This is a genomic window from Bacillus sp. DTU_2020_1000418_1_SI_GHA_SEK_038 (assembly GCF_032341175.1).
Taxonomy (GTDB): Bacteria; Bacillota; Bacilli; order Bacillales; family Cytobacillaceae; genus Cytobacillus.
This window is the reverse complement of sequence record NZ_CP135435.1, coordinates 2,278,329-2,302,584: the sequence shown is the minus strand read 5'-3', so window position 1 is coordinate 2,302,584 and position 24,256 is coordinate 2,278,329. Positions and strand designations below refer to the sequence as shown.

23 protein-coding genes and 1 riboswitch are annotated in these 24,256 nt (G+C 37.6%); of the genes, 14 read left to right on the top strand and 9 right to left on the bottom strand.

Going from position 1 to position 24,256, the window contains the following annotated elements:
* Positions 1–122 precede the first annotated feature (122 nt).
* Positions 123–2,294 carry a beta-propeller domain-containing protein gene (locus tag RRV45_RS11405; RefSeq protein ID WP_315664817.1) on the top strand — a complete coding sequence of 724 codons (2,172 nt, stop codon included), beginning with the start codon at positions 123–125 and terminating at the stop codon, positions 2,292–2,294.
* Between the two features lie 133 nt (positions 2,295–2,427).
* Complete coding sequence (locus RRV45_RS11400; protein ID WP_315669009.1) at positions 2,428–3,006, top strand: glycerol-3-phosphate acyltransferase; 579 nt, start codon at positions 2,428–2,430, stop codon at positions 3,004–3,006.
* Between the two features lies 1 nt (position 3,007).
* Here RRV45_RS11400 and RRV45_RS11395 read toward each other — a convergent pair whose 3' ends face one another.
* The gene (locus tag RRV45_RS11395) at positions 3,008–3,400 is read right to left on the bottom strand and encodes a globin domain-containing protein (RefSeq protein WP_315664816.1); all 393 of its coding nucleotides are present in this window, start codon (positions 3,398–3,400) and stop codon (positions 3,008–3,010) included.
* A 180-nt stretch (positions 3,401–3,580) separates the two neighbouring features.
* Positions 3,581–3,748, bottom strand: coding sequence for a hypothetical protein (locus RRV45_RS11390; protein WP_315664815.1), 168 nt, complete (start codon positions 3,746–3,748; stop codon positions 3,581–3,583).
* 135 nt (positions 3,749–3,883) lie between these two features.
* Here RRV45_RS11390 and RRV45_RS11385 point away from each other — a divergent pair, with 135 nt between their 5' ends.
* Complete coding sequence (locus RRV45_RS11385; protein ID WP_315664814.1) at positions 3,884–4,030, top strand: hypothetical protein; 147 nt, start codon at positions 3,884–3,886, stop codon at positions 4,028–4,030.
* Entirely contained in the window at positions 4,027–4,350 is a 324-nt protein-coding gene (locus RRV45_RS11380; RefSeq protein ID WP_315664813.1) for a DUF3889 domain-containing protein, read from the top strand. Before RRV45_RS11385 ends, RRV45_RS11380 begins: the two co-directional genes overlap by 4 nt.
* A gap of 78 nt (positions 4,351–4,428) precedes the next feature.
* On the opposite strand, the gene metH is transcribed toward RRV45_RS11380, so the two are convergent.
* From metH to RRV45_RS11360, 4 genes are read right to left on the bottom strand one after another with little or no spacing between them, the layout of a single operon-like run.
* Positions 4,429–7,881 (bottom strand): methionine synthase, encoded by a 3,453-nt coding sequence (metH, locus tag RRV45_RS11375; protein WP_315664812.1) that lies wholly within the window; start codon positions 7,879–7,881, stop codon positions 4,429–4,431.
* A complete protein-coding gene (locus RRV45_RS11370) occupies positions 7,859–9,724 on the bottom strand; it encodes a bifunctional homocysteine S-methyltransferase/methylenetetrahydrofolate reductase (protein WP_315664811.1) in 1,866 nt (621 codons plus the stop codon). Before RRV45_RS11370 ends, metH begins: the two co-directional genes overlap by 23 nt.
* An 11-nt stretch (positions 9,725–9,735) precedes the next feature.
* A complete protein-coding gene (metC, locus tag RRV45_RS11365; protein ID WP_315664810.1) occupies positions 9,736–10,920 on the bottom strand; it encodes a cystathionine beta-lyase in 1,185 nt (394 codons plus the stop codon).
* Entirely contained in the window at positions 10,917–12,029 is a 1,113-nt protein-coding gene (locus tag RRV45_RS11360) for a methionine biosynthesis PLP-dependent protein (protein WP_315664809.1), read from the bottom strand. Before RRV45_RS11360 ends, metC begins: the two co-directional genes overlap by 4 nt.
* Before the next feature lie 78 nt (positions 12,030–12,107).
* A riboswitch (SAM riboswitch) is annotated at positions 12,108–12,227 on the bottom strand.
* 401 nt (positions 12,228–12,628) lie between these two features.
* Here RRV45_RS11360 and RRV45_RS11355 point away from each other — a divergent pair.
* Together RRV45_RS11355 and odhB are read left to right on the top strand one after the other, a co-directional pair.
* On the top strand, positions 12,629–15,472 hold the full coding sequence (locus tag RRV45_RS11355; protein WP_315664808.1) for a 2-oxoglutarate dehydrogenase E1 component: 2,844 nt from the start codon (positions 12,629–12,631) through the stop codon (positions 15,470–15,472).
* Position 15,473: 1 nt separating this feature from the next.
* A complete protein-coding gene (gene odhB / locus RRV45_RS11350; RefSeq protein ID WP_315664807.1) occupies positions 15,474–16,733 on the top strand; it encodes a 2-oxoglutarate dehydrogenase complex dihydrolipoyllysine-residue succinyltransferase in 1,260 nt (419 codons plus the stop codon).
* 90 nt (positions 16,734–16,823) lie between these two features.
* Here odhB and sda read toward each other — a convergent pair whose 3' ends face one another.
* Positions 16,824–16,955 carry a sporulation histidine kinase inhibitor Sda gene (gene sda / locus RRV45_RS11345; protein ID WP_315664806.1) on the bottom strand — a complete coding sequence of 44 codons (132 nt, stop codon included), beginning with the start codon at positions 16,953–16,955 and terminating at the stop codon, positions 16,824–16,826.
* Between the two features lie 194 nt (positions 16,956–17,149).
* Here sda and RRV45_RS11340 point away from each other — a divergent pair, with 194 nt between their 5' ends.
* The 4 genes from RRV45_RS11340 (at position 17,150) to RRV45_RS11325 (ending at position 18,869) form a co-directional block, all read left to right on the top strand.
* Positions 17,150–17,947, top strand: coding sequence for a VOC family protein (locus RRV45_RS11340; RefSeq protein ID WP_315664805.1), 798 nt, complete (start codon positions 17,150–17,152; stop codon positions 17,945–17,947).
* Between the two features lie 148 nt (positions 17,948–18,095).
* Positions 18,096–18,257, top strand: coding sequence for a hypothetical protein (locus RRV45_RS11335; RefSeq protein ID WP_315664804.1), 162 nt, complete (start codon positions 18,096–18,098; stop codon positions 18,255–18,257).
* Positions 18,258–18,384: 127 nt separating this feature from the next.
* The gene (locus tag RRV45_RS11330) at positions 18,385–18,639 is read left to right on the top strand and encodes a hypothetical protein (protein WP_315664803.1); all 255 of its coding nucleotides are present in this window, start codon (positions 18,385–18,387) and stop codon (positions 18,637–18,639) included.
* Between the two features lie 26 nt (positions 18,640–18,665).
* Complete coding sequence (locus tag RRV45_RS11325) at positions 18,666–18,869, top strand: DUF6501 family protein (RefSeq protein WP_315664802.1); 204 nt, start codon at positions 18,666–18,668, stop codon at positions 18,867–18,869.
* Between the two features lie 60 nt (positions 18,870–18,929).
* Here the strand turns inward: RRV45_RS11325 and RRV45_RS11320 are convergent, their stop codons facing one another.
* Positions 18,930–19,511: a YhcN/YlaJ family sporulation lipoprotein gene (locus RRV45_RS11320; protein ID WP_315664801.1), complete on the bottom strand. Its 582-nt coding sequence runs from the start codon at positions 19,509–19,511 to the stop codon at positions 18,930–18,932.
* 147 nt (positions 19,512–19,658) lie between these two features.
* On the opposite strand from RRV45_RS11320, the gene crcB (RRV45_RS11315) reads away from it, so the two are divergent.
* Together crcB (RRV45_RS11315) and crcB (RRV45_RS11310) are read left to right on the top strand one after the other, a co-directional pair.
* Positions 19,659–20,048 (top strand): fluoride efflux transporter CrcB, encoded by a 390-nt coding sequence (gene crcB, locus RRV45_RS11315; protein WP_315664800.1) that lies wholly within the window; start codon positions 19,659–19,661, stop codon positions 20,046–20,048.
* Positions 20,045–20,404, top strand: a complete 360-nt coding sequence (gene crcB / locus RRV45_RS11310; protein WP_315664799.1) for a fluoride efflux transporter CrcB — start codon at positions 20,045–20,047, stop codon at positions 20,402–20,404. The genes crcB (RRV45_RS11315) and crcB (RRV45_RS11310) overlap by 4 nt, the downstream gene beginning before the upstream one ends.
* A 26-nt stretch (positions 20,405–20,430) precedes the next feature.
* Here the strand turns inward: crcB (RRV45_RS11310) and yidC are convergent, their stop codons facing one another.
* Entirely contained in the window at positions 20,431–21,228 is a 798-nt protein-coding gene (yidC, locus tag RRV45_RS11305; protein ID WP_315664798.1) for a membrane protein insertase YidC, read from the bottom strand.
* Between the two features lie 467 nt (positions 21,229–21,695).
* Here yidC and RRV45_RS11300 point away from each other — a divergent pair, with 467 nt between their 5' ends.
* Together RRV45_RS11300 and RRV45_RS11295 are read left to right on the top strand one after the other, a co-directional pair.
* On the top strand, positions 21,696–22,637 hold the full coding sequence (locus RRV45_RS11300; RefSeq protein WP_315664797.1) for a putative bifunctional lysylphosphatidylglycerol flippase/synthetase: 942 nt from the start codon (positions 21,696–21,698) through the stop codon (positions 22,635–22,637).
* A 131-nt stretch (positions 22,638–22,768) separates the two neighbouring features.
* Positions 22,769–24,229 (top strand): nicotinate phosphoribosyltransferase, encoded by a 1,461-nt coding sequence (locus RRV45_RS11295; protein ID WP_315664796.1) that lies wholly within the window; start codon positions 22,769–22,771, stop codon positions 24,227–24,229.
* Positions 24,230–24,256 lie beyond the last annotated feature (27 nt).

Sequence of the window (24,256 nt, the reverse complement as noted above, 5' to 3'; positions counted from 1 at the left end):
TCGAGTGGGTATTTTTTATTATTGGAAATTATTATTTTGTGTGTAAATCTATGGGTGTAATGGAAAGCGTTTGTAACGAAAGGCAGTCATATTCCGTCAATAGCAATAAAGGGGGTTTATCGATGAAGAAAAAATGGCTAGCAATTGGAGGAGTCATTACTGTCACGGCGGTTATACTTTCATTTTTCCTCATAACTCAATTAAAGGTTGTAAGTGGAATGGACACTAGAAATGATAAGACCATTGTCTTGCAGAATAAGATTTGGAAAATCAATTTTTCCGAAAAATTGGATTCAAAAAGTGTTAATGAAAAATCAGTTTATGTGACAGATGACAAGGGTGAACTGCAAAATGTAACTGTGAATGTAAGTAAAGAGGGGAATGCAATTATTGTAGATCCTCCTGCTGGGGGATATTCTTTAGATGCGAAATATTATACTTTACATGTTAATTCAGCTATTAAATCTTCGTTCGGAAGGAAATTGCTATCCGGAAAAAATCAGACCTTTGAGGTAAAAGCCACACTTCCTACAGTTAATTCGAAATCCGCCTTAAATGAATTATTATTAAAACGTTTAAAAGAAGAAGAGAAGCAACATAAAACAGGTATTTCTTTTAGTACAAAGGAAGCTTCACAAGAGAGTGCCGCAGCTGATACGAGCGGATCAAATTATTCTGAAACGAATGTTCAGGTTCAAGGTATTGATGAAGCAGATATGGTGAAAACAGATGGTTCGCATATTTATCAGGTTGTAGACGGAAAGGTCCAAATCATCAAAGCTGCTCCAGCTAATACGATGTCTTTGGAGTCTGTAATAACTTTTGATCATAGCTTTTCTCCCTATCAGGTTTTTATTTACAAGGATCAGTTAATTATTATAGGGCATAGCTATGGAAAAATGGCGCAGCCGAGTCAAAAGGAAATGACCGAAATTGGAATTGCACCGATACATGAAACAACAAAAGCAATAATATACAATATCAATAATAAACAGACACCAAAAAAAATTAGAGAATTTGAAATGGAAGGCTCGATGCTTTCATCAAGGCTTATGAATGGAAAAGTCTATCTCGTTGCCAATAAATATCCACAGCTTTGGATTTTGAAAGACAATCCGGAAATTGATATTCGCCCTAAATATTCCGACTCATTAGAGAAATCAGGCATGAAGCCAGTTGATTACGACCATATTCAGTATTTTCCTGATTCAAATGAATCAAATTTTACAAATATTGCTGTAATCGATCTTGACAAACCATCTGAAAAAATATCCGTCTCCACCTATTTAGGCAGCGGCAATAATCTTTATATGTCAAAAAATAATCTCTATTTAGCCGTCAGCAACTATTATTGGTTTCCTATGAATGCCGATAAATCTCAACAGCCTGATACAACTGTATATAAATTTTCTATCGAAGACATGAAAGTAGAGTTTCATAGCTCAAGTGAAGTTCCTGGTACGGTTTTAAACCAGTTTTCCATGGACGAATACAAAGGCTATTTTCGCATTGCCACGACAATAGGGCAGGCTTGGGATAATAATCGCCCTTCCTCAAACAACTTATATATTCTCGATGAAAATTTGAAACAGGTGGGTGAGCTAGAGGATCTGGCAAGGGGAGAACGAATTTATTCGGCACGCTTTATGAATGACCGCATTTACATCGTGACTTTTAGAGAGACTGATCCATTATTTGTCATCGATGGCAAGGACCCGAATAATCCAAAGGTATTGGGGGAATTAAAAATCCCTGGTTTTAGTAACTATTTGCACCCATTTGATGAAAATCATCTTATTGGATTTGGTTATGATACAAAAGTTCAAAGTGGGAAAGGCTCCGGAAATCAGCCAATTATTTTAACAGATGGAGTGAAAATTTCATTATTTGACGTGAGTGATATGTCAAATCCGAAAGTGAAATTTACCGAGATTATTGGAGGAAGAGGAACCTATTCACCTTTAAATCATGATCATAAAGCATTGTTATTTCATAAAAAGAAAAACATCTTTGCTTTCCCTATTACCGTTTATCAAAACAAGCAAAATAGTGCATATGAATCCACATTTGAGTTCCAAGGGGCATTCGTTTATAACATTGATTTAAAAACGGGTTTTCATTTACAAACAAAATTAACTCATCAGGACCCACAAGCTCCATATGAGGAATGGGAGAATCAAATTAATCGGATTATTTATATAGGAAATTCCCTATATGCCTTATCCTCAACGAAAATATCATCATATGACTTGAATTCGTATAAACAGCAGGGGGAATTAAGTTTGAAAAAATAAAACAGCAAAATAAAATAACACCCATTTATTGGGTGTTATTTTATTGAATAATTAATAAAACTTGTCCATAATATAGAATATATCTCATTATAGAATTAGATACCTAGTTTCCTAGTTTCAACTATCAAAAAAGCTGGAGAACGATATGAATCAAATACTATATTTTATTGGCTCTTATCTAATTGGTAATATCCTCACTGCTAATATTTATTTAAAGCTTCTCGGAAAAGGCAATGTCCATAACCAAGGTTCAGGGAACCCTGGTGCTAGAAATATTGGACGATTATATGGAAAAAAGGCATTTATCATTACCTTTCTCGGTGATGCGCTTAAAGGGAGTCTTGTTATCGTTGTTGGAAAATATCTCCAGATTACAGAAATTGAGACACTTGTTGGTCTTACGCTCGCTGTTATTGGACATATTAAGCCGATCCTATTTCAATTCAAAGGCGGTAAAGGCATTTCAACCTTTATCGGGGGGATTATTACATTCGAGCCATTGCTGGCACTCGTCATTATCATTGGCTTTTTACTATTTTATCCTTTTACGAAAAGCTTTACAATTGCAGGACTTGCCGCCATCTGTCTAATTCCATTTTCTGTTTCATATTTTTACCAGTCTATCGAGCTTATATGGATACTAGCTGTAATCATTGTCATTCTTATTCTAGCGCATTCGGAAAATTTATTAAGAAAATTTAAGCAAACATAAATTACTCATAATCTGTAGTGTTAACCATAATTCCTGCTACCTGTGTTAATCGATCGTAAAAAGCCGCTCCTGCAGGACTTTCATCCAGTCCAATTTCATGAAACGCTTCCTTCATGCAACGGAGCCAGCATTTAGCACGCAATGGTGTGATTTCGAAAGGCAGGTGGCGCTGCTGCATGGCAGGCGGTCCAAACTCTTGACTATAAAGGGCTGGTCCTCCGGTAAATTGAGAAAGAAACATTCGCTGCTTTCTCATAATCTCCTCCATGTCCCCTTCAAATAAAGGTCTTAAATCCGGGTCTGCATATACACGTGGATAAAAAGCTTGTACGAGTCTATCAATTGTTTCTTCTCCGCCAATTTCAGTAAATAGGGTTTTAAATTTGTAATCCATATTTATCACCTTTTTCAATTATTCCTTTATTATGTAAATTATAAACATAAAACAAAAAGTGAATCGTGATTTAAATCACGAAACTTCGTTATATTAAATCCTATTAATTAATAAACAAAAACCATTAATAGATTTGATCGGTACAACGCAAAAGCATTGCCAGATAACGGCAATGCTTTCTTAATCAGCGAAAAAGTTTTTTGTGTTTTTAATTTCAACCGTATTTTGTTCTTCAGTTGAAATATTTAAATCTAGATTTGAATTTGTAACAATAGATTCAGTCGTATATGCACTATTCACCGTGTGGTCCATTTGCGAAAAATCTGGGACCCTATTTTCTTGTTCCATCTCTGCACCTCCTAAAATTAGCATGCAATTTAAAGAAAAAAATATGCAATTATTTCTTGTTTATATGTGACTTGAATAAGCAGCCACCAATTGTCAAACTCTATAGAAAAGCTTTAGAAAGAGGAGGGAAGCAAAATGAAAAACGATGAACGTATGGAATGCAAGGATGAAAAAGATCTATTGCATCACTATTTCGCAGTGCAAAGTGCCTATATTTCCGTTCAAGAGGAGGAAGAACGGCTACGAGAGGAAATTGAACGTAAAGGAAAAGAATTTATATGAATATATATTTGAGTAGGATCTTTGCCATAGTTACGATTCTTTTTCTATTTTCTAGCCACATTACCTATGCCCGGCCAGATGCCCCATCGTATGCAAAGTGGGGACAATTAGCCGTAAAAACGGCAAAGGAAAAACATCCAAAAGCAGACATTGTCGATTATTTACATATCGGCAGGGAGGATAAGGATCATTCTTCCATTGAAAAATTCAAGCTTTGGCTGCGCGAAGACGGAAAAGAATTCGGTTTGTTTATTAATATTGAATTTGATCCAAAAAGCGAAAAGGTTATTCAAATTAATGTTAAGAAATCAGCAACATAAAAGAGAGTAGGTAACAAAAAAGCCAAAAACGTTAAAAGTATCAACGTTTTTGGCTTTTTTTCTGTAAACGAAAATAGGTTATGCCTTTGATACATTAAAGTATCTAGCCTCAGGATGAGCAAAAACAATGGCTGAAACAGATGCTTCAGGCTCCATCATACAGCCTTCAGTCAGATTCACGCCAATGTCCTCTGGACTAATTAGCTTAAACAGCTTTTGCTGATCCTCTAAGTTCGGACAAGCAGGGTATCCAAATGAGAATCTTTGCCCTTGGTATTTAGCAGCAAAGCGATCCTTCATTGACATATCAACCGGGTCAGGGAAGCCCCAGCGATCTCGTATTTGTCTATGAACAAATTCTGCAAACCCTTCAGCTGATTCCAAAGCAAGTGATTGCAGGGCGTGACATTCAAGGAATCGGCCTTGCTCCTTTAATTGATCGGCCATTTGTCTGATTCCTCTGCCCGCAGTAACCGTAAAGAAGGCAACATAGTCCATCTGGCCGCTCTCTTTTGGTTTTAAAAAGTCGGCCAAGCATAAATAAGGTTCAACCTCTTGTCTTGGAAATTGAAAGGTTTCAATAATTTCAGTTTGCTCCTCATTGTAAATGAGAACCTTATCTCCGTCTGATTGTGCATGGAAGAATTGATAAACAGCAGCAGGGGTTATCCAGCCATTTGCCTTCGAATCCTCAATCAGCCCGTTCACCATTTCATTTATTTTAACAGCCTTTTCATCGCCTTCAGCTAGAAGCTTTTCAAGCTTTCCTTTTAAACCAAGGTGATGCCCGATAAGCATTTGCTTATTAATATAAGGCTCGATATGTGATAGGGTAATGGAATTTAATATTTTTCTTTTTAAATCCTTTGGTGTAAAAACTGGTACATTGGTATTCAATGCTGGTCTTACTTTGACAGCAGTAGCGACAGCAATTGAACTTCTATCAAACGGAACAGCATTTTGAGCAGCTTCCTGCTTTTCAATTTGTTCGGTTTTTAATTTTTCAAATTCAGCTGGATCTTGCAGCTGATTGGCGATAGAGAGGCCATTCATCGCATCCTTCGCATATAAAACAAGGCCATCATACTCCTTGGCGATTTTTGTATCTGTAAACTTACGGGAAAGGGCTGCCCCGCCAACAAGAATCGGAATATCAATGCCAGCCTGCTTTAAATCATGAGCAGTGAGGACCATCTGCTGTGCAGATTTCACTAGCAAACCTGATAAACCAACCATATCAGGTTTCTCTTTCTTGATTGTTTCAACAAGCTCAGAAGGAGGGACCTTTATCCCAAGATCCACAACTTCAAATCCATTATTACTTAAGATGATCTCCACTAAATTCTTTCCGATATCATGGACATCTCCCTTGACCGTTGCTAAAACAATTTTTCCTTTATTCGCACTAGTATCGTCTTTTTCCATATAAGGCTCTAGGAAAGATACCGATGCCTTCATGACTTCCGCACTTTGAAGTACTTCAGCAACAATTAGCTGATTATCATTAAATAGCCGGCCAACTTCTTTCATCCCATCCATTAATGGGCCATTAATAATATCCAATGGGGCAGGGTAATTACGAAGAGCTTCTTCCAGATCAGGAATAAGGCCTTCTTTCGTGCCCTCTACGATATAATAGGCGAGACGTTCTTCTAGAGTCATATCCGGCAAGATGCTTTTTTGTTCTTTTTTCTTATCGCGGTAGAACTCCGTAAAGGCGGCAAGGGTTTCATCCGTTGTTTCGAATAATAATTTTTCTGCTAACTGCACTTCTTCTTTAGGGATGGAAGCAAATCTCTCAAGCTTTTCTGTATTCACGATTGCATAGTCGAGTCCAGCCTGTGTGCAATGATAAAGAAATACAGAGTTCAATATTTCTCTGCCGACAGGAGGGAGGCCGAAAGAAACGTTACTAATTCCTAGAATTGTTTGGACTTCAGGCATTGCTTTTTTAATTAAGCGGATTCCCTCGACTGTTGCTTTCGCACTTCCAATGTATTGTTCATCCCCGGTACCAACAGGGAAAACAAGCGGGTCAAAAATAATATCCTCTGGCTGAATTCCATATTTGCCTACGAGCAAATCATAGGATCGCTTGGCAATTTCGAGCTTTTTCTCAGCTGTAACGCCCATTCCTTTTTCATCTATCGTCCCAACGACAACGGCTGACCCATATTTATGAATGAGAGGAGATATAGCGGCAAATCTTTCTTCGCCATCCTCAAGGTTGATGGAATTAATAATCGCTTTCCCTTGTGAATAAGTCAGTGCCTTTTCAATGACCAAGTCATCTGTTGAATCAATAACGAGAGGGGCTTTAACTTTCTTCACAAGCTCCTTCATGAAGTTTTCCATATCTTCAATTTCTTCTCGGTCTGGGTCTGCAAGACAAACGTCAATAACATGGGCTCCGCCTTTAATTTGTGCCCTCGCAACTTCAGAAGCCTCTTCAAATTTTCCTTCCTTAATTAATCTCTTAAACTTTCGTGATCCAATGACATTTGTTCTTTCTCCAACCATGATAGGGCGGAGGGTAGGATCATCATAGATAAAAGGTTCGATTCCGGATACTTTATGGGTTGTGCTTTTTTCATAGCTTCGAGGCTGATATTTCGCCATTTCCTCTGCAATCGCTTTAATATGAGGAGGGGTTGTTCCGCAGCAGCCCCCCACAATATTCAGCCAGCCTTGTGATGCGAACCCGCCTAATTTAAGGGCAAGTGATTCTGGTGTTTCATGGTATTGTCCTTCTTCATCAGGCAGCCCGGCATTTGGGTAACAGCTTACAGCGGATGAGGCGAGACCTGAAAGGGAACGGATATGATCCTGCATGAACTCTGGGCCGGTTGCACAGTTAAGTCCAACAGCCAATGGCTTCATATGTTCCAAAGAAATATAAAAAGCTTCAATCGACTGACCTGCTAGTGTAGTCCCCATTGGTTCAATCGTTCCTGAAACAATAAGGGGCAACTTCTTGCCTGTTTTTTCGAATGCATGCTGAATTCCAATAAAACCCGCTTTTACATTCAGCATATCCTGACTTGTTTCAAGGAGGAGAAGGTCCACTTGCCCGTCAATTAACCCAATTGCTTGTTCTTCATACGATTGCTTCAGTGCTTCAAAGGTTGTTCCGCCAGTGACACTTAGTGTCTTTGTTGTAGGGCCCATAGCACCTGCAACAAAGCGCGGCCATTCAGAGGTTGAAAGCTCATCGGCTGCTTTTCGGGCAATGAGTGCGGCTTTTTTATTAATCTCATAGGCTTTATGACCTATATCATATTCATCAAGTACAATACTTGTTGCACCGAACGTGTTCGTTTCAATTATATCTGCTCCTGCTTGTAAATATTCAATATGGATTTTTTCAATCACTGCAGGGGAGGTAATATTTAAATTTTCATTACAGCCATCAAATTCCTCACCGCCGAAATCTTCAGCAGTTAAATTGGCGTTTTGAAGCATCGTTCCCATTGCGCCATCCATAATGAGTATTTTTTTCTTAAGCTGTTCAATTAATAATGACTTCTGCATGTTGTTTCCTCCTTGCAATTTTGGAACTTGCTTTTTGGGCATATGCTGATAATTCAACCGTTAATTCATAGCGCATAAACGGGGTAATTAAATAGATACCGTTAAATAATTCTGCGGCAGCATCAATTAGAGACTTAGTTATGGCAATGCCTTCTCGTGCTGCATGGACTGGATCATCCTTACAGTCAGCCATAATTTTCCTTATGGAGTCGGATATTTTGATCCCTGGAACTTCATTATGCAGGAATTCCGCATTTTTATAGCTGATTAATGGCATCAGTCCAATATAAATCGGATTATTTAAATGCTTAACGGCTTGATGGACCTCGATTAATTTTTCCTCAGAGAATACGGGCTGGCTAATAAAATAATCTGCCCCATATTCAATTTTCTTCTCTAGCCGCTGAACCGCCTTATCGACTGATCTGACATTAGGGTTAAAGGCTCCGCCAATTGAAAAGGCAGCTTTCTCACCTAAATCTTTTCCTAAAATGGAAAGACCTTCATTCAACTGCTTAATCATCTGGATTAATTCAAATGATGATAAATCATAAACGGAGGACGCACCAGGAAAGTCTCCAACTCTTGCTGGATCTCCTGTTACAGCTAATACATCATGTAAACCGAGTGTATGCAGTCCCATTAAATGGGACTGCAGACCAATGATATTGCGATCTCTGCATGTAATATGCACCAATGGTCTTACTCCAATTTCCTTTTTAACAAGATAGCCGAGAGAAGAATTACATACTCTCGGAGAAGCAAGAGAATTATCCGCTAACGTAATCGCATCAATGCCGACATCCTTTAAAGCTTTTGCTCCCTCGAAAAATTTATCTGTATTTAATTTCTTTGGCGGGTCAAGCTCCACAATAATAGAAGATCTCTCCTTAACTATGTCATGTAAGGGAGGGTTTTCTCGAATCGCAGCTGAAGGATTAGTAATTTTTATTTCACTGCGTTTTTTGATCGTTTTTTCTACAATCGGCGGCATCCCTTTAAGCTCAGCAGAGAATGCCCGAATATGATCAGGAGTCGTTCCGCAGCAGCCGCCTAATAGGCGAATACCTTGATTTCGAAAATCTCTTGCCGATTGTTTAAAATATTCTGAATCCCCTTCATAATGAAATTTCCCATCCGTATAGGCCGGAATACTTGCATTAGGATAGGAGGATAAAAATGCTTGCTTTGGCAGAGGTACATTTTCCAATGTCAGAAGCATATGATAGGGGCCGAGCCGGCAATTTAACCCGACAACATCAGCACCTAAATTTTCTAATCTCGTTAGGGCCTCGGAAACTGGAGTTTGGTCTTGCAAAATACCAGCTTCATGAAGCGAAACTTGAGCAATGATCGGTAAATCTGTTTCTTTACGAGCAATGGTCAGCACATTTTCAAGCTCTTCGAGGTCATAATACGTTTCTAGTAATATACTATCTACACCTTCAAGCAGGAGGCAATAGAGCTGTTCTCTAAAGCTTCTTTTTATTTCCTCCAGAGCGACCATATTTGGTTTAATACCTCTAATACCGCCAATTGTTCCAGCGACAAATGTATCCTTTTTTGCTGCTTTCCTTGCATTTCTGACTGCAGCGGTGTTAATTTCCTTTACACTATCTTCAAGCCCATACCTTTGGAGCTTTAAATAATTGGCAGCATATGAATTTGTCTGAATCAGATCTGCTCCAGCATGGATATACGCCTCATGAATCTGCTGGATCTGTTCCGTATGGGTGAGATTTAAATTCTCAAAGCAGCTATCCGTCCCATACGAATAAAGAAGAGTTCCCATCGCGCCATCTGCTATTAATATTTCATTTTTCAATCTATCTAGGAAACTCATTGTCATCCTCCTTAACGGTACTCCTGTTCTAAAACCTTAACAGAATCAGCTAAAGCTGAAGTGATGTCATTAATGATATCATCGGGATTTTCTAATCCTACTGAAAGCCTTAGCAATCCGCTTTTAATCCCTCTTTGCTCACGTTCAGCTTCTGGCATCGCAGCATGGGACATTTTTGCAGGGTAGGAGAGGATGGACTCAACAGCTCCGAGGCTGACTGCAAAAACAGGGATTTTTACCTTTGAAATAAACTCCCTAACTGCCGACTCATCCTCAAGTTCAAATGACAGAACAGCTCCTGGACCATTTGCTTGCTCCAATTGAATTTGATATTGCGGATGCTCTTCAAAACCAGGGTAAAATACTTTTTTAATTGCTGGATGATCCCTTAAAAATGAAGCAATTTTTCGCGCTGAATTCATAGAGTGTTCTAGTCTGACATGTAAAGTTTTAATTCCCCTTAAAACAAGCCAAGCATCTTGAACGCCTAGAATAGCACCAAATGAATTTTGCAAGAATCCTAGTTTTTTAGCCAGTTCAGCGTCCTTCACAACTGCAAGGCCAGCAACAACATCACTATGTCCCGATAAAAATTTCGTGGCACTATGTAAAACAACATCTGCTCCTAAAGAGAGCGGCTTTTGTAGGGCAGGCGTTAAAAATGTATTATCAACAAATGTTAAAGCTCCGTGCTTTTTTGCGAGTGTAGTTATCGCTTTTATATCAGTCACCTTTAATAGTGGGTTGGAAGGAGTTTCCACGTAAAACACCTTCGTATTAGGCTGAATAGCTTTTTGAACTGCACCTAAGTCAGTCATATCAACAAATGTATGTTCAATGCCTAATCGGGTAAGTACTTGTGTAACGAAACGATAGGTACCACCATAAACATCCTCCGTTATTAAAACGTGATCATCTTGTGAGAGGAGTAAAAATGCAGTTGAGATTGCAGCCATTCCGGAAGAAAACGCAAAGCCATGCGTTCCTTCCTCAAGATCCGCAATAACTGTTTCAAGTGCTTCACGAGTTGGATTCAGACTTCTTCCATAATCATATTTTCCAAATGTATCAAAGTCAGATTGGTGAAAGGTAGAGGCATGGTTAATAGGTACACTCACCGCACCAGTTACTGGATCATATTTATGATTATTATGCAAAAGCTTTGTTTCAAAATGATAGCTAACCTCGTTACTCATAGTGCAACACCCTCCATAACTTTAGCGAATGCCAATTCTAAATCCTGGATAATATCTTCAGCATTTTCGATGCCTACGGAAAAACGCAATAAACGGTTACAGACTCCGGTTTCAATTCGAATTTGTTCAGGGATATCTGCATGAGTTTGGGTTGCAGGGTAGGTGATAAAGCTTTCCGCACCCCCAAGGCTTTCCGCAAAGGATATTAAGGAAAGACTTTGTAAAAACGGATTTACATAAGATTCGTCCTTAATTCGAAATGAAACCATCCCTCCTCGGCCAGGATAGAGCACATCGGTTACAACATCATGTTCAGATAAATAACGGACAATTTCCTGAGCATTCTTTTCGTGACGCTCCATCCGCAGCGCAAGTGTTTTCATTCCGCGTATGAGAAGCCATGAATCAAATGGGCTTAGTACCGCACCTGCTGCATTGTGGTGCATGGCTAATAATTCACATAACTCTTTTCCTTTCGCAACAATTAATCCGGCTAACACATCATTATGTCCGCCTAAATACTTCGTGGCACTGTGGATGACGATATCAGCACCAAGCTTTATTGGCTGCTGTAAAACAGGGGTATAAAATGTGTTATCAACAAGCAGTAAAAGCTGATGCTTTTTCGCAAACTCAGCCACTACTCTAATATCAGTTTCCTCCATTAATGGATTTGTAGGGGTTTCAATGAAAATAGCCTTTGTATTTGCTGTGATTTCCTTTTCCAGACTTTCAGCTGAAAAGTCCTTAGTATATTTACAATTCAAGCCCCATTTCTTATAACCTTGCTCGAATAAACGATATGTACCGCCATATAGATCCTTTGAAACGATTAATTCATCGCCTGATTGGAACAGGGAGAGGACGGTAAGGATTGCACCCATACCTGAACTGCATGCATAGCCTTGATCTCCTTCCTCAAGCTCAGCAATTGCCTTTTCCAATATTGTTCGTGTTGGATTTCCTGTTCGAATATAATCAAATCCAGTAGACTGGCCAATTCCGTCATGCCGATAGGCCGTTGAGAGATAAATGGGCGGGTTAACAGTCCCAGTAACTGTTTCACTTCGGTTTCCAATTTGCGCAAGAATCGTATCTGTCTTATACATTGTCAGCACTCCTTTTTATTGAAAAAAAATAAAAAGCCTTCTTAAGAAGAAGACTTTTCATTGTTTACATAGTCACTCTTCTTATCTTTCAAGTTTTAATAAAAACTTGCAGGAATTAGCACCTTTTCAATCTATTTTTAGCGATTGATGGTTGCTGAGGCGTCTTCGGGCCTTACCCTCGACCTCTCTTGATAAGAAATCATTTTCAATTTTCTATTAATATTACACGTTAACATTCAGAAAAGTCAATCCTCTTTAAATAATAATTTGTTTATCCATATTGAGATGACACATAGTTAGCATTTGTGTAAGCGTTGTCTTTATTATTATATCAAGCTAAAGAATCGTTTATGGATTACTTTACTAAAATAGGTTTTTTTAAAACAAATATTTTCTACTATATCCATGTTTAAAACCTTTGAATAACAAACTTTTACGTGTTAAAATGGCTTTGGAAATTATTTGTACCCTAAAAATATTATTATTCTTGTAATTCTCAATTAAGTATTGCCAATTACCAATTTACTCATTTAATCGTTTTTTAGGGAAAGAATAATGGACATAGAACTTTTCAAATATAGTGGTGGAGGTTTTTTTACATGAAAAAGCCATTGAATGGTGAGAGACCTTTTAATCAAGGATTTTATGGTCCAAACCTTGGCTATGTCATTGAGTTATACGAAAACTATTTGCAAGATCCTAACTCCATTGATCCAGAAATGAGAGCCTATTTTGATGAGACGGGATCACCTGTTACTGAAATTAAAGATTTCCCTAAGTCAGAAGCAAATGTAACATTTACAAACTCTAATGTATTAGAGAAAACTTTAGCTGCTATTCGTCTTGCGGATAATATTAGATTTTACGGGCATCGTGCAGCTGATATTTATCCATTAAAAAATCATGAACCAGAAAGAAAGCTCTTTGAACTTTCTCGATATGGTTTAACTGAAGAAGACCTAAAGGCAATCCCAGCTAATCTTATTTGTACAGAAGCAAAGGTTCCACTAAGAAACGGACATGATGCGATTGAATATTTGAAAAGTGTGTATATGGGCACCATCGCTTTCGAATTTCATCATGTAGATGATGAGAATGAGAAGGAATGGCTCAGGAAAAAAGTAGAATCAAATGAATTAAATCTAAACTTAAAAGCAGAAGAAAAGACGAAAATCCTAAGAAGACTTACAGAAGTAGAGGAATTTGAAAAGTACCTTCACCGAACATTTGTAGGTCAAAAACGATTTTCCATTGAAGGACTTGATTCGATGGTTCCTTTATTGGATGAAATTGTTTCCGAATCAGTCTCAAATGGTACTAAAACAATAAATATTGGGATGGCACACCGTGGACGCCTTAATGTGCTTGCACATGTTCTGGGAAAGCCGTATGAAATGATATTCGCAGAATTCCAGCACGCTCCTAATAAAGAGCTTGTTCCATCTGAAGGCTCCATTGGCATAAGCTATGGCTGGACAGGGGATGTAAAGTATCACCTTGGATTGGACAAGCAAATAAAAGATGAAAATACAACTATCGCGAGGTTAACTCTTGCAAATAATCCGAGCCATTTAGAATTTGTCGGTGCTGTTGTTGAAGGATATACACGGGCAGCACAGGATGATCGAACGAGCAAAGGATATCCTGAAGTAGATTTCAGATCAGCTCTCTCTATTATAATACATGGGGATGCAGCCTTCCCAGGTCAGGGAGTTGTCGCAGAAACATTAAACCTTGGCCAGCTAAAAGGTTATGACACTGGGGGATCCATACATATCATTGCGAATAATACGATTGGATTTACGACAGAATCCTATGACTCGCGTTCTACAAGATATTCAAGTGATCTAGCAAAGGGCTATGAGATTCCTATTCTTCATGTGAACGCTAATGACCCAGAAGCATGTGTAGCTGCAGCAAGATTAGCATGTGAATACAGAGAGAAATTCCAAAAAGACTTCTTAATCGATTTAATTGGCTATCGTCGATTTGGCCATAATGAAATGGACGAACCAATGACAACGAATCCATTAATGTATAAAATCATCCATCAGGAAGTAACGGTTAAGAATTTATATGCAGATAAGCTAATTAGCCAAGCAGCCATTACGAAGGATGAAGCTTCGAAAATGGAAGAAGCCATCATCGATAAATTAAAATCCGCCTATGAAAAGGTTCCAAATAAAAAAATTGACATTGTGGATATGGACCCACCTGAAACTGTTGAAAAGGGCTTGCCAAATGTTAATACGGCTGTACCTATCGAAACATTAAAGCAAATGAATCAGGAGCTTTTAGGTTTCCCAGAAAACTTTTTTGTATTTAATAAACTCGATAAGATATTAAAGAGAAGATTGGATGCACTAGAAGGTGAAGCAAAAATTGATTGGGGGCATGCGGAAACATTAGCATTTGCATCAATTGTTAATGATGGTACTCCAATCCGTCTTACAGGTCAGGATTCTGAGCGGGGGACGTTTGCACACCGCAATATCGTTTTACATGATAACGAAACCGGTAAATCATATTCTCCGCTTCATTTAATGTCAACGGCTAAAGCATCCTTTGCAGTTCATAATAGCCCATTATCCGAAATGGCAGTATTAGGCTTTGAATATGGGTATAACGTGTTTGCCCCAGAAACACTAGTATTATGGGAAGCGCAATTTGGAGATTTCGCCAACTCTGCTCAAGTTATGTTTGACCAATTTATTGCAGCGGGCCGGGCTAAATGGGGACAGAAATCTGGTCTGGTTATGTTACTTCCTCATGGCTATGAGGGCCAAGGACCAGAGCATTCTAGTGCCCGTTTAGAAAGGTTTTTAACTTTAGCCGCTGAAAATAACTGGACTGTAGCAAATTTATCATCATCAGCGCAATATTTTCATATTTTACGGAGACAGGCAGCTATTTTAAATCGTGAAGAGGTTCGTCCGCTTGTGATTATGTCGCCAAAAAGTCTTCTCCGTCATCAGCTTGTCGCATCAAGTGCTAAAGATTTAAGTGAGGGTGAATTCAGACCTGTTCTTGAACAGCCTGGTCTTGGAAAAGAAACGGAAAGTGTGACTCGCTTAGTTTTAGCCTCAGGAAAAATGGCCATCGATTTGGCTGAAAATCTTAAAAGAATTGAGGATCAAGACTGGTTCCATATTGTACGTGTAGAAGAGATTTATCCGTTCCCAATGGATGCGATTAAGAAAATTATGAACCGTTATCCAAACCTTAAAGAAATACTCTGGGTTCAAGAGGAGCCTAAAAATATGGGTGCATGGACTTTTGTTGAGCCTCGATTGAAAAAGCTTGCTGATCAAGGGGAAGATGTATCATATGTCGGCAGACGCCGCCGTTCAAGCCCATCCGAAGGAGATCCGATTATTCATAAGCATGAACAGGCACGCATCATTGAAGAGGCATTAACGCAAAAGCAAGAAGGAGGAAATTAAGGTGGCCGAAATTAGAGTACCAGAACTAGCTGAATCAATTACAGAGGGAACCATTGCGCAGTGGTTAAAACAGCCAGGCGATTTCGTTAATAAAGGGGATTTCGTTGTCGAGTTAGAAACTGATAAAGTAAATGTTGAAATCATTTCTGACTTTACTGGAGTTTTAAAAGAATTGAAAGCTCAGGAAGGCGATAATGTAAATGTAGGTGAAGTAATTGCTATTATTGACGAAAGCGGTCAAGCAGGGACAGAGCCAGCACAGGCTGCTGCACCAGTTCAAGAAGAACAAGCACCTGAACCTGCAGTGAAACCTGCAGAGCCAAGTGCTCCTGAACAAACTCCTTCTAACGAAAACCAGCAGCGTCCAATCGCTTCACCAGCCGCCAGAAAAATGGCTCGTGAAAAAGGCATTGATTTAACTCAGGTTCCTACAGTTGATCCATTAGGAAGAGTTCGAGCTCAAGATGTTTCATCCTTCAATCCTCAAGCGCAGGCAAGCAGTGCTCCAGCATCAGCACCAAAAGCTGCTGCACCTGCACCAATAAAGCAAGATGGAGAAAAAAGAGTTGAGCGTATCCGAATGACTCGCCGCCGCCAAACGATTGCGAATCGACTTGTTGAAGTTCAGCAAACAGCGGCTATGCTGACAACCTTTAATGAAGTAGATATGACAAATGTGATGAACCTTCGAAAAAAACGCAAGGACAAATTCTTTGAAGAAAATGATGTAAAACTTGGCTTTATGTCCTTTTTTACAAAAGCTGTCGTTGCCGCACTTAAGAAGAACCCATTCTTAAATGCTGAAATACAAGGCGATGAAATTGTCTTGAAAAAGTTTTATGACATCGGAGTAGCTGTGTCTACAGAAGAAGGTTTAGTCGTCCCTGTTGTCCGTGATGCAGACCGCAAGAATTTCGCAGAAATTGAAAAAGACATTATGGATCTTGCGACAAAAGCAAGAAATAATAAGCTTGGTTTACAAGACCTTCAAGGCGGCACCTTTACAATTACAAATGGCGGTACGTTCGGTTCACTGCTTTCAACTCCGATCTTAAACGGGCCTCAGGTCGGTATTTTAGGAATGCATGCGATCAATCTTCGTCCAGTTGCAATTGATGCTGAAAGAATGGAAAACCGTCCAATGATGTATATTGCTTTATCATATGATCATCGTATCGTTGATGGTAAAGAAGCCGTTACTTTCTTAAAACGCGTGAAGGAATTAATCGAAGACCCTGAATCTCTTCTTTTTGAAGCGTAAAATATATTTAGCAGAGTGGAAACCCACTCTGCTTTTTTGCCATATAAAAAGAGGCGAGAAAACCTCCCGCCTCAAGTAATAAATCAAAATCTACTTCTTAATTGGCTTTAATCCACGCTTAATAATTTCCTTTTTCAATATCCGAACCCATTCTTTCTCTGAACCAGACTTTAATGCATCACGATAAGAGACGACCAACTGTTCATTGCTCATAATCTTCATTTGCATTACCTCCTAAGTAGATGGATTGAATATTCTTTCTATTCACTCCATTTTAAACGTTTCCATCCAATTTGAAAACCCTATTTTCGAAAAAAATGAAAAGAGTACTTTTGAACCTTAAAGAGATATTAATTGAAATTTACCAATTAGAACTTGTATGATTAATTAACTAATTAAAGAAAAGGAGCTTAAATATGGAACTACAACTTGACCATATCGTCCATTTTATAAAGGGAAGCCCGAAGAAAGCAATAGATGAGTGGGAAAAGATTGGCTATCAAGCAGTAATAGGGGGAAGCCATGAAAAGTGGGGAACATTTAATAGCTTACTATATAATAGTACATCATATATCGAATTCCTTGCTGTTGAAGACGAAGGAATCGCTCAAAATTCGGACAATCCCCTTATTTCACAATTAGTATCAGATTTACACAAAGGGGAAGGGATTGGTCAAATCTGTTTCCGTACAAATGATATTTTAACAGTAAAGAACGAGCTTGAAAAAAAAGGGTGCAAAACGTTTCCCATTTTTCCAGGGAGCAGGAAAAGACAGGATGGATCGACAATAAAGTGGAAAATGCTCTTCATTAAACAGGAGTCAACCTTGCCATCCCCCTTTTTCATTGAATGGGAGCAGCAGGATGAAGATCGTTATAATGAACTTAAGAAACTTGGGATGGTCGATCAGAAATTAGCAAAACATCAGATTCAATCCATTAATTTTGCCTGTAACAATGGGGAAGAATCTGCAAAGGAATGGTCACAGCTTTTTGATTTTCCAATTTCTCACACGGAGAAGGACCGAGAATCCTCCTTGATAAAAACAACGATTAACTGCGGAACTACAAAAATTATCTTCTGTGAACCATTAGATGCAAACGGAATCGTCTATGATACTTTAAAATTACGCGGAGAGCGACCATTTTTAGTTCAGCTTGAGCCTGAACTTTTGACTCAGCCGATTTTTTTATTTGGTTCATGCTATCAATAATACTTGCGCGTTGTCATATGACGATGCGTTTTTTTATATATTTTTCTCTCAGTCTAAAGCTGTATTTGTTTTCATTCTCATGGTCAATGAGGATTTACCAATAATTAGTTATCATGAGGTTGAAAGAAGAGCAGAGAGGAGAATTTATATGTATGAACAAATTTATTTAATTGAAAAGCTGGAACAATATAAAGCGGAGGATCTTAAAAAAATTCCGTATTTTGTTTATGAAAAAAGAAATAGTAGAATGAAAATAAAGCTATGCAGACTTCCTGTTATCAATCAACTGCCAAAGTGTCAATGCACATAATACAAAAAGAAACGAATTCACCATTTATTAGAATATTTTATAATAATTATGACCTTCCGTAATGTTTGAAACAGGCTAAGAAAGTGGTAAATAAATAATGCCATCTTCATAGAAGGAAGGTCATTATATGAAATTTTACTGGGATTATCGTTTAATTGAATTGATTTACGATGATACATTATATGAGGATCTTGAATTTATCCGAATAGATCACATTTGTGAGGTTTGCTATATAACGCTGAAAAATGTCATAACATCTGAGATATTTACTTTTGAACAGAATCAAATCAAAAGCTTTCGAAAAAAATTCTGCCACTATCCGCAAAGTTCAACAAAAAACAAGAATCATGTTGCAGCCAACAACAAAAATTCTTTATACTAAGATTAAAAGTAAAGGAAGTGGCAACATTGATTCATCTTAACTGGAATGAGCAGGCAACATTTAAAAAAGTAAAGTGCGTCCACACGAATGCGGCAAAATATATTGTAAATAAGGCTTTAACTGCTGGAAAAGTATATGAAGTAAAAAATGAAACAGAGGAATTTTATTTTATCGTTGATAATTCAGGCAAAGTCGGTGGGTTTTACAAAGACTATTTTCAAAATGCTTAATTCAATATTAAAAAAAGAGGATCTAACTTTTTTGTTAGTTCCTCTTTTTTTATGATAAAATTATTGATTAAATTGGGTTGGGAATACACGGCGAACGGAATTTGTAAATTCATTGAAGAACCCTTCAATCGGCTGGCCATTCCGTATATCATTTGAATAATTGTTCATTCGATCATAGAAATCTGGATTCACTGAGACATAAACATCATTAATATCACGGTCAACTGATTTTACTTGCTCAGAAATTTTTCGTTCAATGTCACGAGTCAAGCCATTTTGGTTATTTACAAGCCGTGCCGCGACATAGGCGTTATTATCTGTAACAATTACATTTGCGTGATCTACTTCAGGTAACGAAACGATCTTATCAGCAGCGCGGTCAGCTACTCGCATTCTGGAGTTATCATTTTGACCGTTATTATTATTATTATTATTTCTAACTGGAGTTATATCTGTATTCCTCGTATTCCGATCGTCAAAAACATTAAAATCTCTCGTGCCAGGATTGTTAACTCTTGTCAGATCATTTGTATCACGGTTTCTTAAAGCTGTATCGTCCATGTTATTATTATTATTATTAAAACCGCAGCCTGCAAGAATGGACATTGTAAATAATGAGGCGATGATCGCTTTCATTTTCATACAGTTTCCTCCTCTTATTATTGATACAACAATATGTTTCCATCAAAGTTTCAATTCTATCCATAGAATTTAGAGGAAAAGGAAATAAGTAACGTTAACGACATTGTTGAAAATATGATGACTAAATTCTGAAAGCGGGAGATTCTGTTGACATATATTTTTATAGGAATAGGAGGCATAGTAGGAAGTCTCCTTAGATATTTGATGTTTTCAATTTCAGTCTCACTTTGGGGAGAGGGTTTTCCTATTGGAACACTTCTAACAAATCTTATAGGAGCGCTCCTTTTAGGTGTTTTTACAGTGAAATTCAGCCAAAAAGGAAGAATGAATCCACAAATAAAAATTGCTATTAGCACTGGAGCAATTGGCTCCTTCACAACTTTATCAACCTTAAGCTCAGATGCAGTTCTATTATTGAATAGCGGCTCATATTTTTTTGCTTTTTTATATGTTTTCTTTAGCTTAATTGGAGGGCTAGCTGCCATTTATTTAGGATTTAAAATGGTGGAACTGCGGGATCGTGAGGAAGCAAAATGATCATAAATGTATTGCTGATCTGTATAGGCGGATTCCTTGGAGCTATTTGCAGGTATAAACTTTCTTTATTGTTGAATAGTCAGTTATCTGATAAAATCCCTCTCGGAACACTTTTTGTTAATTTATTGGGCTCCTTTTTATTAGGATTTATCATTGGGATAAATGAAAGTGATCACATTCATTTTTTACTTGGAACTGGGTTTATGGGTGCCTTCACAACTTTTTCCACATTTAATTTGGAGGCTGTTAAGCTCATGCAGGCAAATAAAAAAGTCAAAGCCATTACCTATTTATCGTTAACCTATGTATTAGGAATTACACTTGCATTTTTTGGCTTTATTATTGGAAATTTATAAAGCGGGTGACCAAGTCACCCGCTTTACTATTTACCGCTAATCGGATTTGATGTTTGTAGGACATCCTTTTTTTCCGATGGATAAAGCTTTTTCCCAATCATTGTTTGAATTGTTAGGAATATACCGCCGACAGTCCAATATAGTGGTAAAGCAGCTGGTGCATTTAAAGAGACCATTACGATCATAATCGGCGATAAGAGCCCCATAAATTTCATTTGCTGCTGCTGTTGAATTGGCATTGTCACCTGTGAAACCTTGAATTGAAAGAAGTACACAATCCCCGCAGCTGCTGTAATCCAAATATCGGCGTGCCCAAGATTAAACCATAAGAAGGAGTGGGCAGCAATTTCCTCTGAACCGCTAATGGCATAATAAAAGCCCATTAAGATTGGCATTTGAATAAGGATTGGCAGACATCCCATATTAAGCGGATTCACACCATGCTTCTGGTAAAGGCCCATTAATTCTTTTTGCAGCATTTGCTTTTCTTTTGGATCGTTTGCTGCTTTCAATTTCTTTTGGATCTCGTCCATTTCTGGCTTAAGCGCGTCCATTTTTTCTTTCATTAGGCGCTGGTTTTTATACTGCTTCAACATAAGTGGCATAAGAATAAGCCTAATGCCAAGTGTAATTATAATAATTGATATCCCATAATTATCATTAAAAACTGCAGCTGTTCCATGAATAAGAGAGGCAAAAGGTTCGACAAAAATTTTATGAAAAATTCCATCATTATTTTGGCCAATTTGAGTAGAACATGCTGATAAAAATAAGGTTACGACTGATATTAGTATAAAAAGAAAAATACTTTTCTTGTTTTTCATACGATTAACTCCTCCTAGTATCGTTTTAACTAAGTTGGCAGGAGCAATCACTGTCTGGATCACCACTTTGATCGTCTATTCTTCTCGCACATTTTGAAATCCAATTTAAAAATGGGTTCCTCTGAACATTTACCCTCAAATAATTAATTGGAATTATTGTATTAGAATTACAGCGTTCTGAATCATACAATGAATCATGAAATGAATATTGGATATTCCATACCCATAAAAATTTAATTATGAGCCCTAATATAAAACTAACATAGATGGAATGATCAGCTGTAATATTGAAAGCATCCATCAAAAAATCTAACATTTACTCACCTCGGTACTTTAGGGCAATGGGTAAATTATAATTGATTTTTTATTACGGCGCAATTGAGAACACTATCCAATTTAATGACTACGAAATAATAATGGTTGTACCAAATATAAGTAAGTAATAGAATATAGGATGGATGGACTATTTGATTGAACGGTGGGGTATTTTGTCTTTTATTAAGCGAAAAACGTTATTAACAATTGCAAAGATTGTATTTCCTATATTAATCTTGCTAATAATCAGCTATGAAGCAAAAGGTTTGTTTAAGGATTTTAACTGGAATTTAATTGACATATATTTAGACAGGCTTTCTCTTCAAAGAATTATTATGATATTTATGATTGGTTTAATTGCCTTAATTCCGATGTTTTTTTATGATGTTGTTCTTTTTCAATTATTTAAAAGTAGAGCTCGAAAGATACAGTTTATTTTTTATTCCTTATCTGCAAATGCTTTTTCAAATTTAGTTGGATTTGGCGGAGTGGCAGGTGCGACATTACGTTCTATTTTTTATCGCAAATATGCGCCTGATACTGTTCCAGTCATTAGAATTATTGCAAAGATTTCTCTATTTTATTTAACTGGTCTATCCATTCTTTCTTGGCAAGTAGCCTTTTCAGATATGCATGTGTATGCTGAAATCAAGTTTATGAAATTTGCGGTCTGGGCTATTGCTGCTTATACACCGGTCTTACTAATTCTTTTTTCATTTAGAAAAAGGTTTTGGAGCTTAGAAAACTTACAAAAGGGTTTTATTGCTGAATTAATAACCATATCCATTTTTGAATGGTTATTTGTTGGGATATGTATATGGGGGATTGCCCACTTGTTGAGCGTAGCTGTCCCTTTTTCAATTATTTTTCCGATCGTGATTATCTCGGCTTGTGCAGGTATCATTAGCCTTATTCCAGGAGGGATTGGGTCATTTGATTTAGTTTTTCTCATTGGAATGGAGACACACGGGATTCCAGCAGAATTAAGCTTGTTAATTATCATGTTTTATCGGCTTAGCTATTATATATTTCCTGTTTTGCTAAGCACGCCTTTTGTTATTTATCAAATGGTTGGCAGAAGAAATCAAAGCTAAACAAAATGGCTATTTTCTGACTAGTCACTTTGTTTAGTTTTTTATATTCATTTGTAACCGTTCATTTTCGTGTAATCCAACAATTTAGAGGGTAAAATGGTAGTATTAATAATTTGCTAGGGGGATTTTTCATGCATCATTATTTTCAGGACGACAGTCTAACTCTGCATACCGACCTATACCAAATAAATATGGCAGAAACCTATTGGGAAGACGGAATTCATAATAAAAAGGCTGTTTTTGATTTATATTTTCGCAAACTTCCTTTTAAAAACGGATATGGAATCTTTGCTGGGCTGGAAAGAGTAATCGAGTATATTAATCATTTCCATTTCTCTGAAAGTGATATTGCTTATTTAAGAGACGTATTAGGTTATCGGGAAGATTTCCTCGAATACTTAAAAACACTTACATTCACTGGTACTATTCGCTCAATGGCAGAAGGCGAACTCGTATTTGGAAATGAGCCGATTATGAGAATTGAGGCACCGCTTGCACAGGCACAATTGATTGAAACAGCTCTTCTGAACATCATTAATTATCAAACGTTAATTGCAACAAAAGCTGCCCGAATTAAGGAAGTACTAGGTGATGAAACTGCGATGGAGTTTGGATCTAGAAGAGCACATGAAATGGATGCAGCCATCTGGGGTGCAAGAGCTGCTTTCATAGGGGGATTTCAGTCAACCTCGAATGTTAGGGCAGGTAAGAAATTTAGTATCCCTGTTTCTGGCACACATGCCCACGCACTTGTTCAAGCCTACCAGGATGAATACATTGCCTTTCATAAATATGCAAGAAGACATAAAAATTGCGTTTTTCTAGTTGATACATATGATACATTGAAATCAGGAGTTCCAAATGCTATAAAAGTCGCAAAGGAACTTGGAGATCAGATAAACTTTATCGGCATTAGGCTAGATAGTGGAGACCTAGCCTATTTATCAAAGGAAGCTAGAAAAATGCTAGACGAAGCTGGTTTTCCAGACGCCAAAATAATTGCATCCAATGATCTTGATGAATATACGATCTTGAATTTAAAGGGACAGGGGGCCAAAATAGACGCTTGGGGTATAGGAACGAAATTGATTACTGCCTATGACCAGGCTGCTCTTGGAGCTGTCTATAAGCTCGTCTCCATTGAGAATGAGTCGGGTCAAATGGTCGATACGATCAAGATTAGCGGAAACCCGGAAAAGGTGACAACACCAGGATTAAAAAAGGTATATCGGATTATTAATAAAGAAACCCAAAAATCTGAAGGTGACTATATTGCATTAGAGGATGAAAACCCACAAGAGGAAAAACGGTTAAAAATGTTTCATCCTATTCACACCTATATTAAAAAATATGTATCTAATTTCGAAGCGAGAGAGCTTCACAAAGATATATTTATAAACGGACAGCTTGTTTACACTATTCCTAAACTGACGGACATTCAACAAGTTGTTAAAGAAAATTTAACTTTACTCTGGGAGGAAAATAGGCGTTCACTAAATCCAGCAGAATATCCGGTCGACTTAAGTCAGAAATGCTGGGATAATAAAATGGAGCATATTAGAAGAGTAAAAGATAAAGTGAACAAGCTTTAAAAAAGATCAGGGATGAGACAGCATCGT

What these genes read in the sequence shown, in the direction of transcription:
- RRV45_RS11405 (WP_315664817.1), top strand. Translation starts at nt 123, where the DNA reads ATGAAGAAAAAATGGCTAGCAATTGGAGGAGTCATTACTGTCACGGCG.
- RRV45_RS11395 (WP_315664816.1), bottom strand. Translation starts at nt 3,400, where the DNA reads ATGGATTACAAATTTAAAACCCTATTTACTGAAATTGGCGGAGAAGAA.
- RRV45_RS11390 (WP_315664815.1), bottom strand. Translation starts at nt 3,748, where the DNA reads ATGGAACAAGAAAATAGGGTCCCAGATTTTTCGCAAATGGACCACACG.
- RRV45_RS11385 (WP_315664814.1), top strand. Translation starts at nt 3,884, where the DNA reads ATGAAAAACGATGAACGTATGGAATGCAAGGATGAAAAAGATCTATTG.
- RRV45_RS11380 (WP_315664813.1), top strand. Translation starts at nt 4,027, where the DNA reads ATGAATATATATTTGAGTAGGATCTTTGCCATAGTTACGATTCTTTTT.
- metH (WP_315664812.1), bottom strand. Translation starts at nt 7,881, where the DNA reads ATGCAGAAGTCATTATTAATTGAACAGCTTAAGAAAAAAATACTCATT.
- RRV45_RS11370 (WP_315664811.1), bottom strand. Translation starts at nt 9,724, where the DNA reads ATGAGTTTCCTAGATAGATTGAAAAATGAAATATTAATAGCAGATGGC.
- metC (WP_315664810.1), bottom strand. Translation starts at nt 10,920, where the DNA reads ATGAGTAACGAGGTTAGCTATCATTTTGAAACAAAGCTTTTGCATAAT.
- RRV45_RS11360 (WP_315664809.1), bottom strand. Translation starts at nt 12,029, where the DNA reads ATGTATAAGACAGATACGATTCTTGCGCAAATTGGAAACCGAAGTGAA.
- RRV45_RS11355 (WP_315664808.1), top strand. Translation starts at nt 12,629, where the DNA reads ATGAAAAAGCCATTGAATGGTGAGAGACCTTTTAATCAAGGATTTTAT.
- sda (WP_315664806.1), bottom strand. Translation starts at nt 16,955, where the DNA reads ATGAAGATTATGAGCAATGAACAGTTGGTCGTCTCTTATCGTGATGCA.
- RRV45_RS11340 (WP_315664805.1), top strand. Translation starts at nt 17,150, where the DNA reads ATGGAACTACAACTTGACCATATCGTCCATTTTATAAAGGGAAGCCCG.
- RRV45_RS11335 (WP_315664804.1), top strand. Translation starts at nt 18,096, where the DNA reads ATGTATGAACAAATTTATTTAATTGAAAAGCTGGAACAATATAAAGCG.
- RRV45_RS11330 (WP_315664803.1), top strand. Translation starts at nt 18,385, where the DNA reads ATGAAATTTTACTGGGATTATCGTTTAATTGAATTGATTTACGATGAT.
- RRV45_RS11320 (WP_315664801.1), bottom strand. Translation starts at nt 19,511, where the DNA reads ATGAAAATGAAAGCGATCATCGCCTCATTATTTACAATGTCCATTCTT.
- crcB (WP_315664799.1), top strand. Translation starts at nt 20,045, where the DNA reads ATGATCATAAATGTATTGCTGATCTGTATAGGCGGATTCCTTGGAGCT.
- yidC (WP_315664798.1), bottom strand. Translation starts at nt 21,228, where the DNA reads ATGAAAAACAAGAAAAGTATTTTTCTTTTTATACTAATATCAGTCGTA.
- RRV45_RS11295 (WP_315664796.1), top strand. Translation starts at nt 22,769, where the DNA reads ATGCATCATTATTTTCAGGACGACAGTCTAACTCTGCATACCGACCTA.